Annotated in this window: 11 protein-coding genes and 1 pseudogene; 3 read left to right on the forward strand and 9 right to left on the reverse strand. The window is 53.8% G+C overall.

Annotation, left to right across the window (positions count from 1 at the left end; all coding sequences use genetic code 11):
• Positions 1 to 61 precede the first annotated feature (61 nt).
• Both P0X86_RS31180 and P0X86_RS31185 read left to right on the forward strand, forming a co-directional pair.
• Positions 62 to 1,639, forward strand: coding sequence for an amidase (locus P0X86_RS31180; RefSeq protein WP_277747278.1), 1,578 nt, complete (start codon positions 62 to 64; stop codon positions 1,637 to 1,639).
• A gap of 439 nt (positions 1,640 to 2,078) precedes the next feature.
• Entirely contained in the window at positions 2,079 to 4,376 is a 2,298-nt protein-coding gene (locus P0X86_RS31185) for a helix-turn-helix domain-containing protein (RefSeq protein ID WP_277747279.1), read from the forward strand.
• Between the two features lie 108 nt (positions 4,377 to 4,484).
• Here P0X86_RS31185 and P0X86_RS31190 read toward each other — a convergent pair.
• The 8 genes and pseudogenes from P0X86_RS31190 to P0X86_RS31225 form a co-directional block, all read right to left on the reverse strand.
• Positions 4,485 to 5,532: pseudogene (locus tag P0X86_RS31190) on the reverse strand (glycoside hydrolase family 18 protein).
• 21 nt (positions 5,533 to 5,553) lie between these two features.
• Positions 5,554 to 8,172, reverse strand: coding sequence for a transglutaminase domain-containing protein (locus tag P0X86_RS31195; protein ID WP_192570322.1), 2,619 nt, complete (start codon positions 8,170 to 8,172; stop codon positions 5,554 to 5,556).
• A gap of 7 nt (positions 8,173 to 8,179) precedes the next feature.
• On the reverse strand, positions 8,180 to 9,205 hold the full coding sequence (locus P0X86_RS31200) for a carbohydrate-binding family 9-like protein (protein ID WP_277747280.1): 1,026 nt from the start codon (positions 9,203 to 9,205) through the stop codon (positions 8,180 to 8,182).
• Positions 9,206 to 9,270: 65 nt separating this feature from the next.
• Complete coding sequence (locus tag P0X86_RS31205) at positions 9,271 to 10,557, reverse strand: alpha-L-fucosidase (protein WP_015737869.1); 1,287 nt, start codon at positions 10,555 to 10,557, stop codon at positions 9,271 to 9,273.
• A 63-nt stretch (positions 10,558 to 10,620) separates the two neighbouring features.
• A complete protein-coding gene (locus P0X86_RS31210) occupies positions 10,621 to 12,006 on the reverse strand; it encodes an alpha-L-fucosidase (RefSeq protein ID WP_096775762.1) in 1,386 nt (461 codons plus the stop codon).
• Positions 12,007 to 12,150: 144 nt separating this feature from the next.
• Entirely contained in the window at positions 12,151 to 13,761 is a 1,611-nt protein-coding gene (locus P0X86_RS31215; RefSeq protein ID WP_015737871.1) for an extracellular solute-binding protein, read from the reverse strand.
• 43 nt (positions 13,762 to 13,804) lie between these two features.
• A complete protein-coding gene (locus P0X86_RS31220) occupies positions 13,805 to 14,713 on the reverse strand; it encodes a carbohydrate ABC transporter permease (protein ID WP_096775761.1) in 909 nt (302 codons plus the stop codon).
• 15 nt (positions 14,714 to 14,728) lie between these two features.
• On the reverse strand, positions 14,729 to 15,700 hold the full coding sequence (locus P0X86_RS31225; protein WP_071218755.1) for an ABC transporter permease: 972 nt from the start codon (positions 15,698 to 15,700) through the stop codon (positions 14,729 to 14,731).
• Positions 15,701 to 16,123: 423 nt separating this feature from the next.
• Here P0X86_RS31225 and P0X86_RS31230 point away from each other — a divergent pair, with 423 nt between their 5' ends.
• The gene (locus tag P0X86_RS31230; protein ID WP_277747281.1) at positions 16,124 to 17,158 is read left to right on the forward strand and encodes a glycoside hydrolase family 18 protein; all 1,035 of its coding nucleotides are present in this window, start codon (positions 16,124 to 16,126) and stop codon (positions 17,156 to 17,158) included.
• Between the two features lie 395 nt (positions 17,159 to 17,553).
• Here P0X86_RS31230 and P0X86_RS31235 read toward each other — a convergent pair whose 3' ends face one another.
• Positions 17,554 to 17,772, reverse strand: a complete 219-nt coding sequence (locus P0X86_RS31235; protein WP_009593023.1) for a DUF378 domain-containing protein — start codon at positions 17,770 to 17,772, stop codon at positions 17,554 to 17,556.
• Positions 17,773 to 17,885: the final 113 nt, after the last annotated feature.

Below are 17,885 nucleotides of genomic sequence, written 5' to 3' on the forward strand. Positions count from 1 at the left end.
CTTGATAGTCTCTAAGATCGCATGGGAGATGCGAAAAAACGACGAATGGGGGAAATGATGAATGATGAAAAAACAAACCAAGATATTCAAACGCGTGTTGTCCATGGCACTCCTGCTTGGGTTGGCCATGAACAGCATAACCGCTGCGGCAGCTGAACGGTTTCCCTATGAGGAAATTACATTGAAGGAGCTTGAGAAGGGTTACGCGGAAGGAACGTTCAAAACCGAAGAGGTTGTGAAGGCCTACCTCGACCGGATCGGCATCTATGAATCCAATTACAATGCGTTCACCATGATGAATGCGGGCGCGCTTCAGGAAGCCCGCGAGGTTGACCGGCGCCGGGCGGCCGGCGAGAAGCTCGGCCCCCTTGCAGGTGTGCCGATTGTCATCAAGGAAGCCGTCGACGTCGCCGGCTTCCCGTCCACCTTCGGCTGGGCCCCGCTCAGCAAAGAGCTCGGCGGAATCGAGCTGATTCCGGAGAAGGACGCCCCCATCGTTGCCCGCTTGAAGGCGGCCGGCGCCATTATACTGGGCAAGACCAATATCCCGGCATTCAGTTCCGACGGTACGCGCGCCAGCTCCAGCTGGGCCGGCGACACCTATAACGCCATCGACCGGAAGCTGGTCCCGGGCGCCAGCAGCTCCGGCACGGCGATGTCCATATCGGGCAACTTTGCCGTGCTCGGCATTGCCGAAGAAACCGGCGGATCGATCCAGAATCCGGCGGCGGCCCAAGCGCTGGTCGGCATCAAACCAACCTTCGGATTGGTGCCGAATGCCGGGGTCGTGCCTCTCGCCGGAAGCACCAGAGACGTTGTCGGCCCGCATGCCCGCACGGTTCACGACGCCGCCGTCATGCTGGACGTCATCGCAGGCTACACGGCCGAGGATGCCAAGACCGTTGCATCGATCGGCAACATTCCCAAGAAAGGCTACACCTCCAAGCTGAATCCGTTGGCCCTCAAGAACAAACGCATCGGTCTCTATGGCCCGGGGTGGCTTAGCGAAGAGCTGACGGCGGAGACCCAGAAACTATATGACCGGGCCGTGAAGGAACTGGAGAGCCAGGGAGCCATCGTGGTTACCGATCCGTTCGCCGATACGGAATTCGCCGAATTCGCCAAATCGGCAGGCTCCATCGGCATTGAATCGATCGTGTACGATATGGAGCAGTATCTGAAGCGCCTGGGTCCGAATGCCGCCATTCAGTCGGTGGATGAACTGATCGAGAAGACGGGCGAGACCCCATCGGCGCTCGCCAGGTACCCGGAAGCCTTGAAAAATCCCGGCTCCGTCCCTGATCTCTCAAAATTCACGGAAATCCGAACGAAGTATCTCCATATTTTTAACGACGTGCTGGATCAACACAAGCTGGATGCACTCGTCTTCCCTCAGATGTATAAGGAAACGCCGCTGCTTCACAGCGAGGACAAAATCGCCGACACTACCGTTCCCGAGATCAACATCGCGGGCGTTCCTCTCGTCACGGTGCCGGCCGGATATTATAAGAGCGGTTCTCCGTTCTCCATCGCCTTTGTCGGCAAAATGTGGAGCGAAGCCGACTTGCTCGGCATGGCCTACGACTACGAGCAGGCAACGAAGCATCGCGTCGCTCCAACGCTTGTCGCCAAGCCTTAATACCTGCCTGATCAGCCTAGCCCAAATCAACCGGAGCCGCAGCGGCTCCGGTTTTTTCAAGCAACGTATGCAATGATAAGACATCCGCTTCCATAGAAGCCCGGCGAACGGCCTATAAGCACCCATTACCTTCGTTATTTACATCGCGATTTTGAAATTTTGCATGTTTCCAATTAATTTTAATCATGATCCATTGATTTATTAGTCAAGTTCTCCTAGTATTTTCATTAGGAACATCCGGCGGCTAATCGTGAAAGCTACAGCCTTGCCTTTATTTATGATAGCGCTATCAGACAATAGAAAAGATCAAACGTCTATCGACGTACCTTCGCAGATGATAGACTTATGCCCAGAGGAGATTTTCTTGCGATTATCGAATGGTTCAGCTCTGCTGTAAACTTATCATTCCATAATCTTAAAATACCGGGAGGTTGCAGATATGAAATGGAATCACTTCAAGTCCAAGCTTCTGCTTAAATACACACTGTCCTACATATCCATTTTCCTGATACCTCTTGTTATATTAACCATCATCATTTACCACAATGCCGTGGATACGCTCCGTTCCGAGATCGAGCAGACCAACGTCAATCAGCTGACCCAGGCCAAAACCGTCATCGACGAGCGCATGAAGGAACTGCAGGACATCGCGTTTCGAATTGCCTACGACGAGCAGCTGACCCGCTATTGGACCCACCATCCGTACTACAGCCGGGAATCCATCGGGGCCTTGGTCAAATACAAAGCGACCAGTTCCATCATCGATGAACTGTTCCTCTTCTTCCGGGGAGATAACAGCATTTACTCGTCCCAAGGCTTTGAGAACCTGAACGTTTTTACCGACCGCTACAAATTCAACAGCTGGAACGAAACGGAGATGGTCCGGGATTTAAACTCCGTCCAGATCCCGACCATGCGTCCGGCGGAACAAGTCGTGCAAGGGACCAAAACCCAGAATTCCATGCTGGCATACCTTGTGCCGATCGCACCCAACAATACGCCGGCTCACGGCACCGTCATGTATTTCATCCACGAATCGAATCTGACGGGATTGATCGACTCCATCCTCAGCGATTATCATGGGATGACTTATATTTTCGATAATTACGGACAAGTGCTGGCCGCCAATTACAAAGGAGAGACCATTACCGAGCAGGAGGTCAACGCGCTGTTCTCGCTTGAGCCGGGAACGCACAGCCTTTCGTTGAACCAAGAGCCCCATTCGGTTGTATCCGTCAAATCCGACGCGGGCTGGACTTATGTCACCGCGATGCCAAGCAACCAATTTTTCGGCCGCATCGTGCATATTCGCACTTTTATCGTTCTGGTATTCTCCTTCGTGGTGATGATGGGCACCATTCTGGCGATCTTGCTGGCCCGCAGGCAATACCATCCGATTTCGGATTTGATGGAGTTCATTCGCTTGAAGAATGATCCCGAACCATCCACCCCCAGCAACGAGCTGGAATGGATCAAAAAGACGCTGCATGATTACAGCCAGCGCGTCGACCTTCAAGAGCCCTATGCCCGAAATCATATACTGCTCATGCTGCTGAAGCACGGCCATACCGGGGAATTCCCCGCCGAGTATACGGAGAAGCTGGGCATCCGCTTCAGCCGATCCCACTATTTTGTCGTGACCATGGGCTGGGAGTCGCATGCCCTTCCCATCGGCGACAATCCGGAACGGCGGCCTGTCATGCAGCTGATGAACGATGTGGAGCTGACCGCTTTTTCCGCCTATGCTTATGGCGTGGAGCTGCCGCAGCCCGATCAGCTGGCCCTCATCGTCGGATTCGATGCGGAAACCGGCCATGAAGCGAGCCTTAACGCTCGCATGGAGCCCATTGCCCTGGCACTGCAATCGATCGCGGCCGAGCACACGGGCGTCTCTCCAGCAATCGGGGTAGGCAACCGCTACAGCTATCCGGAACAGCTGAATCAGTCCTTCATCGAGGCAACGACCGCGCTGGAAGCATCCATGCTGCATGGACAGGGGAGCAGCACCTTCTTTAACGCTCTTTCGGGCTCCGGTGCGCAGGATTCCTCCTTCTGGGTCCCTAAGGATGTGCTGCTGAAACTGGTACAAAGCTTGAAGCAGGGCAGCTACGACGTGGCGGTTCAGATGGTATCCACCGCATTGAATAACCTGAAGGCGGAAATGCCGTCCGTACCGCTCCTGCGCTGCATATGCTTTGATATCCTGAACACGATGCTGAAGACGGCTTCAGAGCTGGGCATCCATCATGTGGTTAATCAGCTGCCGCGCGTTACTTCCTATGACTCGCTGGAGGATTTGGAGAAGAAGCTGGCAGGCCTTGCCGCCGAAATCTGCGCCCATGTCGAGGCGAAGAGCGAGACGGAAGAAAGCTCCCTGATGGACGAAATCGTCGCCTACATCGATGCCAATTTCACGGATTATGACCTGAGTCTCGGCACGATTTCGTCCAAGTTCTCCATCTCCTCGTCGTATTTCAGCCGCTCCTTCAAAGAGAAGATCGGCATGAACTTTACGCAGTACATCTGGCAGAAGCGGATGGACGAGGTCATCCGGCAGCTGCTCCACACTTCCGACCCGTTAAAGGATATCATTACGCGGGTCGGTTACCTGGATACACCGAACTTCATCCGGAAATTCAAGAAAGAGACGGGTTACACGCCGGGCCAATACCGCAAAATGCACAGTCCCAACGCCGCCGATTCCACGGACGATGACGACGAGGAGTGCATCGGGTAACGGTTTCGCCGGATAAATGAAAACCTCCCTTCGGGCCCTAGGGTCCAAGGGAGGTTTTCGTATGTTTTAAGGCGCTATCAGCCAGCCGTCCCGCCGCGCCGGCATCTTCTATTTCCCGGCCGGGATGCTCTGAAGTCCTTGATGCATGGCCGTCAGCAGGCGACGGGTCGGGTCGCATCCGTATTCCCAGAACATGATCCCGGCCAAGCCTTGCTCCTTCACGTATTGGCATTTGCAGCGAATCGATTCCTCATCGTCATAAGAAATCAGGCTGGAGCCGTTAAACAGATACGGCGCACAAGCCTCCTCATCCCAATAACGGATGTAGCCGTTCTTGTTGATGTACTCGGCAGCCAGCTCCGCGAAAGCCGGACCATAACCGCCCGTGCTGCCGGCCATTTGGTGAAGGCCGTTGTTCCGGTCCGGCACTTCATTCCATACGCGCGAATAAAATGCGGCACCGATGACGATCTTCTCCTTCGGGACGCCGGCTTGGACGAACAGGCTCACGGAAGCATCCGTGCTGATTCGGAACAGATCGCCGGTGGGCGTGTACAGATTCGTATGATGTCCGGTCAGGATCTGAAACCCGCCGCGCATGTCATAGGTCATCAACTGGACAAAATCCAGATACTTCTGCACCTCCGCCATCTCCGTGCCGTCTACATAGTACTGATCGGCCCCCGCAGCTATCGTAAGCAGGTAGTGACGCCCGTCTTGCGAGCCCTTGGCATCAAGAGCCTCCCGGATCGTCTTGAGCAGAAGGGTAAAATTCCGTTTATCGTCCGGACTTGACGCTATGCCGGCCTCCCCGTAGCAAGGATATTCCCAGTCCAGATCGATCCCGTCAAAAGGGTATTCCTCCAGCACCCGTATGGCGGATGCGGCCATGCGGCCCCTTCCCCCCTTCAGTTGAGGCGGCTTCCGAGAAACCGCCCGCACTCCAGCCGCCAACGGACAGCAGCACCGTAAGACCGGGGTGATCCCGTTTGATGTTCCGGACAACCTCGCCATTCTTCAGATGCTCGGTCGTGATCTCATCGTTCTTGACATGGCCGAAGGCCACGTTCAGATGCGTCAATTTCGTCAAATCCTCATGCGTCATGTCGGGAAGAGCCGAATCGACGGCGTATCCCGCCGCAATGTACTTCGTCATTACACTTCACTCCGATCCATTCTAGGGTTGTGATATCGCGGCTGCAATTTGCAGCGCTTCTTTCCCGGTGCCGATCTTGTATCCCGAAGCCGCATAACGGATCTGGTCCTGGCCGTCCAGGACGAACAAATGAGGGTAACCGGCTTCATGCGCGGCAGGATCCGGGATGAAGCCCGATAAGGAAGCATAACCGGAATCCCGCACGAATACCGTGCGCGCCGGCAGCTTGGGATAGCCGGCCGGATCAAAGGAAGCCGTCCATTCCGCATCTCCGATTGCCAGCACAATCGGCAATCCCAGCTTGTCGAGCGGCTCAGCCAGCTCGCTCAGCTCGCGAAGCAGATGCTTGGTCGGCTCCCGCTCCGGTTCGATCCAGGCAGCGATGGCTCCCTCTGATCCCAACAGCCCCTTCAGAACGGCCCCGGCTCCATCCAGCCGGGTCAAAACGCCGCCCGTCTCGAGCTTGCCCAGCACGGGAATGTCGACCGCCGTTTCCCGATACGTCAGCGCTACCGCTACGGTATCATCCGCTCGCACGGTAAAGTACGTGAAGCGCACGCTTACCGTTCCGTCCTTCAGCCGGACGCCCGAAGTCAAGCGGTAAGAACCCGGCTCCACCTCATACGGACCATCGTAAACATCGGTCATGCCATAAGGGTATACCAGCGTCTTGTACACGCCATCTTCCAAGCGGGCGAAGGTAAAATTCTCGGCATAGGATGCGGCTGGCACGTCCTTCGAAACCTCCGTATCCCTGAGGAGCTGCAGCATCCCCCAGCTCGATCCCTCCTGGTTCCGATGGGAAGCCAGACGGAATACGGCATCTTCCCAACCGCCATCACCTAGGTACTGCGGCTTCTGCTCGCTCGGATGCAGCCGGGCAGGAATTCCCAGACTGCGGCATACCGCCACGAACAGGATATCCAGCGACTGCTGGTCTCCCTTCATCAGGCTGTACGTGCCGGCCGGATTCCCCTTGCCCTTCAAGTTGGGAAGATCTTCATGATACGCATAGCCTTGATCCAAATGACCGGCAAGCTTCGATGGATTTTCCCTAAACGCTTCTGCCTCCACGGCCGTAAAGGCATGGTTGAATACGCGTCGATACGGAACCAGCATTTCATAAGAGACCCGCGGGCACAGGATGTACTTCACGAAAGTATCCTCATCCCACGATCCGCGCCGGGAGACCGCGCCCATCAGATGATCATCCAGCGTTTGCCGGAAGGTATCAATCAAATCCTTTTCGTTCAGCGACTCCAGCAGCCGCAGCGGCCACTCGCCATATTCGCCCGATCGCTCCTCCAGGAAAGCGGCGATTTCGCGGCTGTTACCCCTGGCCTTTTGCAGAACGTCCCACACCCGTTCGGGTGGAAGCCCTAGCGTCTTGGCCACCGCGAATGCCTTTTCCTCGCTCAGGAATGTCCCCTCGTAGTCGGTCCGGATCTTTGACCCTTCCTCCAGACGGCGATTATGAGCCCGGATCATCTCTTCCGGCAGCGCCGACGCGGCATCTCCTTCTCCTTCGGGCGGAGGAACCATATCGAAATCCACGATTCCTGCCGGCTGTTCGGATGAAGCAAGCACAAGCTCAATACGTTCGTTATCGTGGGCCTTATATAAGATTTCGCTCCACTTGCCTTCGCTGACCGCTCGAATCAAGAGATCGCCATAACCCGTCTTAAAGGAGGCCACTCCCCGTTCATCCGTCCTGATCTCGGCAATGGGATAAAATTCGGCCATATTGTACAGCTCAAACCGGACGCTTGCACCGGATACGGGCTCTCCCCGCTCGTTCCTCACGATCACGTCAAGGGTGCGAGCCGGCGCATAGTTCTCCAGCAAATTGATTTCCGTAAATCCCTTCTCATTCAGGGTAATATCCTCCGGCCCCGGGTAATCGGCAAAAATTCGCGTATTGATCAGCATGGCCCTGCGCGCCGGCGGACTGAACCACCCTTGGTTCAACCGGGCTTCCGGTTCGCATGCCCCGATGTAATACCACTGGCCGTCCGCCCATGCTTCCACCCAGGCATGATTGCTGTCGCAATGGGCCCAGCGCGGCGTATACACCTGACGCGCGGGAATGCCGATGCTTCGCAGCGCGGCCACCGCCAGCGTAGACTCCTCGCCGCAGCGTCCGCGCGCATTCCGGATCATCGTCAGCGGCGAAATCGTCCGCAGATCGCTGCCGATGTAGGTGGCCTTCTCATGACACCAGTAGTTGGTCTCCAGAATGGCGTCTGCCATCGATAACCGCGCGGTCCGTTCGGCCAGCTCGTTGTAAAGGATACCGCGGAAATCCTCAATATTTTCCGTATTGACCCGATATGGAAGCACAAAATGCAGGAACAGATGATCCGGCACACGCTCGCCCCAAGGCACGCGCTTACGGATGTCCAAGGCTTGGCGCACATGGCTTAAGAACAATGCACCATCGTAGTCGGCCAAGTCGTTCACCGGCATGTAAGCAAACAAATATTTCAAGGCCCAAGTCTCTTCTTCCGTCAGTTCCTGCTCAAATACGTGAAACAGCTGATCCTTGCGGGCCTCCGCAAAAACGATTTTCTCCTGAAACTTCTGCTCGATCCGCTCCAGCGTTTGCGAATCCAGCGAGAACACCATGGTTTGGCTGGTCATCCTCCGCTCACTCCCTCCATAGCTTTCCGTCTTCCCGAATGCAGATCAGAGCCGTGCCGTCGGAAGAAGGCGCGCTCATCTGGAACAGGCTGCGGGTCGTTTCAATCACGGGTTGGATGCTCCACGAATCCTCGCCCATGAGCTCTTTCATTTCCCGCGCAAATTCACCGTGGGCTTCATAGTGATTACGCTGCCGGTAATAGAGCCTGCGCAGCTCCCATTTGATCCGCTCGTCTTCCGGAAGCGTGAACGCTTGATGCCCCTCCTCGCCGTCGGCGAATACGACATAACCCCACAGCTCCGGGTAATGCATATTGATGATGCCCATGGGCGACCATACCCAGTTGTCCTCCGGGAAAGGCTTGCCCGTCTCCGGATTCATCACCTTGCGATACTCCCCGTCTTGCACTTCGGTCTGCCATTCGACGCGCGAGAAGTTGACGCGCCAGAACTCGCCCGGCAACGGCGGGCGGCCGTCTTCGGCGCATTCCTTCAGACTGGACCAAGGAATCGCGACCTCCACGCTCCATTTCCGGTTATCGGCGCCAGGCCGATTCAACTCCCCATCGATAAACACCGCTGTCTTGAGACCGATGATATCCCAGCCGTTAACCGGCGGCCCGCCATCCCGGTACGGTTTCACCAGCAGCAGGTCCCATACCGTATTCAGTGCATTGATCTCGAATTCGTAATATTGATGGCTGTCCCCGTCCGGATCAATGAATATTTCAAAGTCATTATCATAGAAAATAACCGAATCGCGTTCCGTCAAGGTCGCCCAAATCTGATCCTCGATCAGCTCGGCGGCAAAATAAAAATAGTCGTCATCCCACAGCATTTTAACCCGGGTCCGTTTGGCCGGCTTCGGGCGAAGATCCCCTTCGATATCAACGAAATCGTCGGTCCATTCCGCCGCATCCCAGAATGCCTTATCCACACGGCCGTCCAGCACGAGCGGCTGTCCCGCACGCCTGCATATGTAATGCTTGGGAGCATACTCAATCCTCGGCTCCGGCACTCCACTTCTGTTCATGTCATTCTCCCCGCTTCGTGAGGGAGGCTAAGCGCCTATCAAGCGTTTATCTCCCCGTGATATGGTTAGTTATGGGTGACGACGGCTCCCGAGCCGCCGTACATCTCCAGCTCTTCATCAAACTCCAGCTTAAGGACCGTCACCTGCTCATGCGTATCTTCCGGCGTCATTTTGATCCACGTCGTCCCCGGAATGTTGAACCAAGGCACGCCTCCATGGATTTCATGTTCAAGCTCTTTGCCCGAATGCAGCACGGTAATTTTCTTGATCGGATTGCACAGTCCCTTGATGCACACATTCTCCTTCGGGTCGTCATAGACAAATAAATACAATGTCTTTCGATCCTCGGAGATCGTGCTTCCTCCCAGATAATAGCGGGTCATAATGCCTTCGCCCGTTCCGAATACGGCCTCCTCATGAGTTCGGATCCAAGCTCCCAGCCCAAGCAGAATGTCCTCCTGCCTTGGATCGATGGTGCCGTCCTCGCGGGGACCGATATCCAAGAGCATATTGCCGCCCATGGAGATGCAGTCGCAGAACATCCGAATGATCTGGTTTAATGATTTGTATTTATGGTCTGTCGGCACGTAGCCCCATGAGGTGTTGATCGTGGTGCAGAATTCCCACGGTCCCTCCGGTCTCGTGATCGGAATGCCCTGTTCCGGCGTTTTATAATCGCCGTGGCCCTGAAGCCGCGAGTTGATGATGATATCCGGATTGAAGGATTGCAGATAATGCTTGAACTCCGGCAGATTCCACTGCTCGGCGCTGCGTTCCCAATCGCCGTCGAACCACAGCAGATCCACCTTCCCGTAATTCGTCAGGATTTCCCGCAGTTGATTGTTGTTGAACTCCAGGAATTTCTGCCACTTCTCCTGATCCTGAACGCCGTCCACGGGACTGGTGTGCGGGTTGACGCCGCTGAGATCCTCCGGCACCCTGCCTCCTTCGAACACGCTCGGATAATCCGGATGCGACCAGTCGATCAGGGAGAAATACATGCCCAGGTGAATCCCCTTCTCCCTGATCGCTTCCGCATACTCCCGCACGATGTCCCGATTGGCCGGAGTCCGCTTGACCACGTTGAGATCGCTGTACTGCGTATCCCACAGGGCGACGCCGTCATGGTGCTTCGTTGTCAGCACGGCATAACGGGCGCCGGATTTCTCGATCAAGTCCGCCCATTTCTCCGCATTGAATTTCGATGCCGTAAAACCGTCCAGCTGCTTCATGTACTCGTCGTACGTGATCCTCCCGTTATAGAAGGACCAGGATTCCGAGACCCCGTCCACGGCATAGATGCCGTAGTGAATGAAGATCCCCAGCTTGGCTTCTTCGAACCATTTCTGCATATCTGTCCACACCTCTTCTTGAAGTCGTTATACGTGAGAGAAATCGTTTATGCAGTCCGCCTCTTACCGAAACCGCAATACATGCGCGATCGGCGCCGTTCCCTGACGCTCCTGATCCGGAAGACGGACCGCGACACCATCGTCCGTGCGGCGATAATCCAGTGCCTCCTGACCCCCGACCAGATCAACGCGGCCGAACGCCGTCTGAATCGGAATGAACAGCTCCTCAGGGACGGCTTCTTGCTCATTACGATACAGATAAATGGCATAGGTCGTATCGTCTTTTTGGGTAAACTGGACCGCGCCGGAGGAATACGGCTCGCAGACACGCGTTCCATAGATGGCCTCTCCGTAGACCTTCAGCCACGCGCCCATGCCCTTCATTCTTGAAATGGCCGTCTCGGACAGTCTTCCGTCCGGCTGCGGGCCTATGTTCAGCGCGAGATTGCCGCCTTTGGCCACGATCTCGACCAGCAGATGGATGAGCTGACGAACCGATTTGTAACGATCTTCGTAACGGAAAGAGAAGGAGGTTCCCATCGTGATGCAGCTTTCCCAAGGCACGTGAAGAGCACGTTCAGGGAGGGTCTGCTCCGGCGTGATCAGATTCTCGTAAGGCCCGCCGACCGTCCGGTCCGCCGAGAGGAGCCAAGGCTGGATTTTGCGCGCTTTCTCCACCGCTTCGCCCAATCGGATATTCTGGTCCCGGTAATCGTTCACCCAGCCTGCATCGAGCCACAGCACATCAATGCGGCCGTAACGGGTCATCAGTTCCATGATCTGCTCATGGGTAAACTGAACGAACTGTTCCCACAGCCACGGATATTTCTTCGGATCGTAGCTGGGTCCGCGAGACGTAAAGCTCCCCGCTTCCATTCCCGGCGCCCAGTAGTACGGCGTATGCCAATCGGCCTTGGAGAAATAGGCGGAAATGCCGAGCCCCTTGGCACGGAAGGCATCAAACAGCTCCTTCGTAATATCGGCGTATTTATGCGTATGGAACGGACAGTCCGGCCCCGTGACGCGGTAGTCGGTCGTATGCGTATCCCACATGCAGAACCCGTCATGATGCTTGGTCGTAAAATTCAAATATTTGAAGCCGTTCTCCGCTGCCAGGTCAGCCCACAGATCAGGCTGAAACCGAAGCGGGTTGAACGTCTTGTTCAGATCGAAATACTGCCGCTTAAGCTCCTCCGCATCGATATCCCAATCAATGCCGTCGCGCGACCAGTCCGCGTCCTTATCGCTCAGCGCCCATGATTCGACCAGGCCCAGCTGGGAATACGGCCCCCAATGCATCATCAGGCCCAGCTTCTGGTCCTTGAACCATTCCAGGCGCTCCAGGAGCAGCGGATCCTCCGGCTTGACCCACTTGTCCTCGCTGCTGAAATTATGTACGCCCTGCTCCACTACCGCTTGCTCTTCCTCTACCAGCTTGTTCTCCGACATGGTGTACCTCCATATTTCATCTGTGATAACGGTACTAGGAAGACCGTTTGTATAGCCTTGCCTGCCCTTTAAAAACAATAGCCAACCCCCGGTCAAGAATCGACCGGGATACGTTGGCCCTTTGTTGTTCAACTATGCATCTGATTATTGCTCGGCATTCCAGCGGTCGTATGCGCCTTGATACAGCTCGACGAGACGGTCGCTGCCCATTTTCTTGACTTGTGCAACATATTTATCCCAGTTTTCAAGCGGCTCTTGGCCTGTCACGAATTTGGCTTCCATCTGTTTCACGTACGTTTCCAAATCGGACAACAGTGCGGTAGCTTCGCTCTGCTCTTCATTCGTCAAGTAGACGTTAGGGAACGGCGATTTACCGATCGGCACAAGCTTTTCTTGGTTCTGCTGGTCGATCCACTCATCGAATTCGGTGCGAAGACCTTTCGCAACATCCGGATCATTGACGCCAGGCGTCAGAATGCCGTAGTTCGGCGTGATTTTGCCGCGATACTCCTCACGGTCGCCGCCGCCCGGCACTGGGAGCCATTCTTTCACGCGGTTAGCTTCATCCTTGAATTTCCACAGGGTGCCTTCCGGTCCTTGGTTAAACAGCGTAGCGCCTTCATAGCTGTACAGGTAATCGATCCAGCGCATGGTCGCTTCCGGAGCCGGGTTGCTGCTCGAAATGGCGAATGTGCCTCTTGCCGACATGCCAGGATGCATGCCGTATACCGGAGAGTCGGCGATTTCACTCTTCACCGGCGTCATGAGCGGATGCTCGCTGCTAGGCTCGCCGCCGAGCGTGAAGTACGCATGGTAGTCGTTAAACAGAGCCAGCTGATTGTTTTCTCCCTTGGCTTTTTTCTGATCGCCTGTTTGCGAGAAGGTCTCATGATCCAGCAGTTCTTCCTTCCACAGACGGTTCATGAACGTCAGATAGCCTTTGTAGCCTTCTTCCTGATAAGGGTAGTGTACTTTCCCATCCTTGTCGGAATAGATGCCTTCGTTGTACATGCCCCAGAAGCCGAAGAAGTACATACGCAGGTCATCCAGCTTGACGGAAGTCAGCGGAATCTCGTCTTTCTTTCCGTTTCCGTTAGGATCTTCTTCCTTGACGCGTTTCAAGAATGTATATAATTCCTCAGTAGTCTTAGGTTCGGACACGTTTAGCGCTTTTAGGAACTTGCCGTTGTACCACATCGGGCCTCTGTACCATACGGCAGCCTTGTCGACGAACGGCAGGGCGTAAATATGTCCGTCCGGGGTTGTGAAAGATTTGCGGACATCCGGGTTCTCGTCAAAAATCTTTTTGATGTTCGGTGCATAACCCTCGTCAATGTACTTCTCCAGCGGAATGAGGATGCCCTGGCTGCCGTAAGTTACCTGCTCAGCCGGCTTCAGATCCGCCGCATAGAACATATCGGGCAAATCGCCGCTCGCAAACACCAGATTTTTCTTTGTTTCAAAGCTGTCAATCGGAGAAAGCTGATATTCCAGCTTGATGCCTGACAATTTCTCCATCTCTTGTAGTACGGGCATCGTATTCCAATCGGCTACACCGGCATCCTGTGACATGACCGTCAGCGTGATCGGCTCATCCACAATCGGGAAACCTTCTTTCTTTACCCCTTCCGTGCTGGCTGTCCCGGACGGTGCTGTAGCAGCGCCATCTCCTTTAGGTGAACCACAGGCTGCAAGCATGGTTGCTGAGAGGGTGAGGCAGAGTAAAATAGATGATGCCTTGCGAAGCTTTTTCATGACAACAACTCCCCTTTTTTGGTGTGGATTGTATGGTTTAAGATCAGCCCTTAACGGAACCAATCATAACACCCTGCACAAAATAACGTTGAAGAAACGGGTAAACAGCAATAACCGGAAGTGTCGCAACGATAATGACCGCATATTTGACCAGTGCGGCAATTTCCGCTTTGGAATTCATCGCTGCAGCGGATGAGGCGTCAATCGCCCCGCCGCCCTGAGCCGCCATCTCCTGAAGCACCAGGATTTGACGCAGGAAGAGCTGCAGCGGATACTTCGCCGCATCGTTCAGATAAATCATGGCGCTGAAGTAACTATTCCAATGTCCGACGCCGTAGAAAAGCGCCATGACGGCAATAATCGGCATCGAGAGCGGCAATACGATTTTGACGAATAACCGGAAGTTCGTACAGCCGTCGATATGGGCCGCTTCCTGAAGCTCCTTCGGAATGGTCGATTGGAAGAACGTCCGGGACACAATGATGTTCCATATGGACGCAGCTCCCGGCAGTATAAGAGCCCACATGCTGTTGACCATGCCAAGATCTTTCACGAGCAGGTAACTCGGAATCAGTCCCCCGCCGAAAAACATCGTAACCAGGAACACCGCCATAAAGAATCCTCTACCCACAAAATCTGAGCGACTGAGCGCATAGGCTGCAGGCAGCGTGACAATCAAATTCACGATCGTACCTATCACTGTATAAATAATCGTGTTCTTATAGCCAATCCAAATGTTGGCATTCTCAAACACCCTGGCATATCCATCAAAAGTTATCCCTTTCGGAATCAGCCACATTTCACCTGAGCTTACGTACTTCGGATCACTGATAGAAGCGCTGACAATGTACAGCAGCGGGTACAGTACGATGATCAGTGCAATCGTCAAATAGATGTAGTTGCATAGCAGGAATAATTTATCCCCCTTGCTTTCCCTTACCGTGGATGGCATATGTTATTCCCCCTTCTACCACAGGCTGTTTTCACTGGTGCGGCGTGCAATTTGGTTCACCGCGATCAGCAGTATCGCATTAATTACCGAGTTGAACAATCCGACGGCCGTGGAGAAGCTGTACTGGGCATCGACCAGACCGGACCGGTAGACGAAGGTCGAGATGACATCGGATGAACTCATGTTCAGCGGGTTTTGCAGCAGCAGGATTTTCTCGAATCCAACCCCTAAAATGCTGCCCATATTCAGAATCAACAGGATCGTGATCGTAGGTACGATCGCCGGAATATTGATGTGCAGAATGCGCTTGAATCGGCTGGCACCATCCACGACGGCTGCCTCGTGCAGCTGCGGATCGACGCCCGACAATGCGGCCAGATAGATGATGGTGCCCCAGCCCGCACTCTGCCACACGCCGGACAGCACGTACACGGTCTTAAACCAGGCAGGGTCCGTCAAGAATTGCGGCGGCTGGAAACCGAGCATTTCCACAAAATTAACGATCATGCCCGACGAAGGGGACAAGAAGGTAATGATCATGCCGGACATAACGACAACCGATATAAAATGCGGCGCATACGTGACGGTCTGTACCGTACGCTTGAAGAATGAATCCTTCACTTCATTGAAGGCCAATGCCAGGATGATGGGAAGCGGAAAGCCGATCGCCAGCTCATACAAGCTGATGCTCAAGGTATTCCAGAGCAAGTCCCAGAAGTAATAAGAGTTAAAGAAGCGTTCGAAATGGTCGAATCCGACCCACGGGCTTCCCGTTATTCCCAACGTCGGGATGAAGTTTTTGAAGGCAATTTGGATCCCGTACATCGGGCCATAATGGAAAATGACAAAATACAGAAATGCCGGAGCGATAAACAAATACAGCTCCCAGTTTCGAATCATCCTCCTCCATAATGTATTTTTCTTACGATTCGGCATCGTGTTCACCGATAAGCTTTGCGTCAGGGCGGATTGACCATCTTGCTGCATAGGTTGCCCCCTCCTTTTCTAATGAAAATCCGGCCATTTTTTTCGGAAAAGCACCCCTGTTCAATGTAAAAGAAAGAGCCTTCCTGACCACACATCCTTAGCATGCGGCTTTGCCCGCTTCAGAATTGTTAACGCTTACATCCCAAGTGTATGGATCGCGGCATCATCCGTAAATATGTCATTTTCAATTGTCCGGTTATAACAGCGCCATCCATTGGTATGACGGGCTTTTCACGTCCTTCCCAGTCTTGTATTGTCATTTTTCGGGCAGGAAAACATGTGGTTTTTGACCCCTTACCCTACGGTAAATTGTCATCCTCGCTAACGGGATGATCCTTGACAGATGTCATATCTGACCGTAAGTTGGAAAAATAAACCGTAAAAGCAAAACTGACATATTCTAAAAGAAACGAGGTATTATGCATGCAGCCATCATCCTGGATTTTAGCCGGCTACGCAGGACGCAAAGTCTTATCCGAGATCACGGCCGAAGATGCCCGGCGGCTCACTCACTTGAACATCGCTTTTGCCCATATCCAAGAAGACAAGATTACGTATACCGACACGAACACCATTCACGAGATCCAACGCTTGAAAGCCGTCAATCCCGAATTAACCATACTGTTGTCCGTTGGCGGCTGGGGCTCCGACGGATTCTCGAGAGCGGCAGCCACGTCGGAAGGTAGACAAAGCGTGTGCGAATCGGCGATCAAGCTGCTGCAAGAGTTTCCCTTCGACGGCATTGACCTGGACTGGGAGTATCCATGCTACTCGATCGCCGGAACGGCGGCATCGCCAAACGACAAGGAAAACTTTACGCTGCTGCTGAAGGAGCTCCGGGAAACGCTGGATCAGTACGCGCGGGGCGAGACACACTACCTGTTGACCATCGCGGCCGGAGCCGATCAATATTATATCGACGGCACCGAAATCAATGACATCCACCCCTATCTCGACTTCATTCAGCTGATGACGTACGACATGCGCGGTGGATTCCAGACGCTGACGGGCCACCACACCAACCTGTACACCTCCACCGGCGATCTGTTCCGAATCAGCGTCGACGCATCGGTCCGTCTGTTTACCCTAGCTGGTGTGCCGCGCGAAAAAATCGTGATCGGGGCCGCATTCTACTCCAGGAAGTGGAACGATGTGCCGGACGTGAACAACGGATACCTCCAGGTCGCTCCTTCCCCCGGAGGTTACGGCCCGACCTATACCCAGCTCGCTGCCGAGTATTTTAGCAATCCTTCCTATAAGAGGTACTGGGACGACGAAGCCAAAGCCCCTTATTTATTCGACGGCAGCTGCTTCATCACATACGATGACGCCGAATCCCTGACCCATAAATGCAAATACATACAGGAGCAGGGGCTGGCCGGCATCATGTTCTGGGAATACAGCTGCGATGCGACGCACAGCCTGGTGGATGCCTTGTACAAAGCATTGCGCTCTTAGCGGGGCTGAGCTAGCACGAGCTGCAGCAGATTCACTCCCTTCATCATGTCTTAGAAAAGCTGATGATAGACGAGCTACACGTTATTTTATATAACATGCAGTTGACTTCATCTTCTTGCGCTGCAATGACTTGGCTTCATTCTATGGGTTCCTTCCGGATCCCGTAAATATGTCGTTTTTATCTATAACTATAGAGCACGAAAACCCTTATTCATACTGGGAAATTCATACTGCATATGTTGAATTTGCACCTCACATAAGCATGCCGCCACACGGACAGTTTCAAAGTTTTGGACATTAAAAAAAGCCGGTCCCCAATAGGGACCGGCTTTTTGGCTTATGCAAACCCGGGCATTTCTTGTCATTTGCGTTATGTTTATGTCACTAAATATAACCTACTTAGCTGTTGAACGGTCGTCATTCGTAACGTCACCGAAGAAGCGGATCGAGTACAGTGCACACAGTCCGACAATCGTATAGATGATGCGGGAGCCTACAGAGCTCTGCCCACCAAACAATGCAGCGACCAGGTCGTATTGAAACAGACCCACGAGCAGCCAGTTGATGCCTCCGATAATCAATAACAGCAATGCGATGGTATTAAATGTTCTCATCGTTTAACCCTCCTTACGCCCTTTTTTTCATGTCATTTCTTATATGGTTTATACAATAGATTCTGGTAACTATTTTTAACCAACAATTGCATTTATAATCATGACCGGACAAA

It is taken from the genome of Paenibacillus sp. BR1-192, from assembly GCF_029542445.1.
Taxonomy (GTDB): domain Bacteria; phylum Bacillota; class Bacilli; order Paenibacillales; family Paenibacillaceae; genus Paenibacillus_AQ; species Paenibacillus_AQ lautus_A.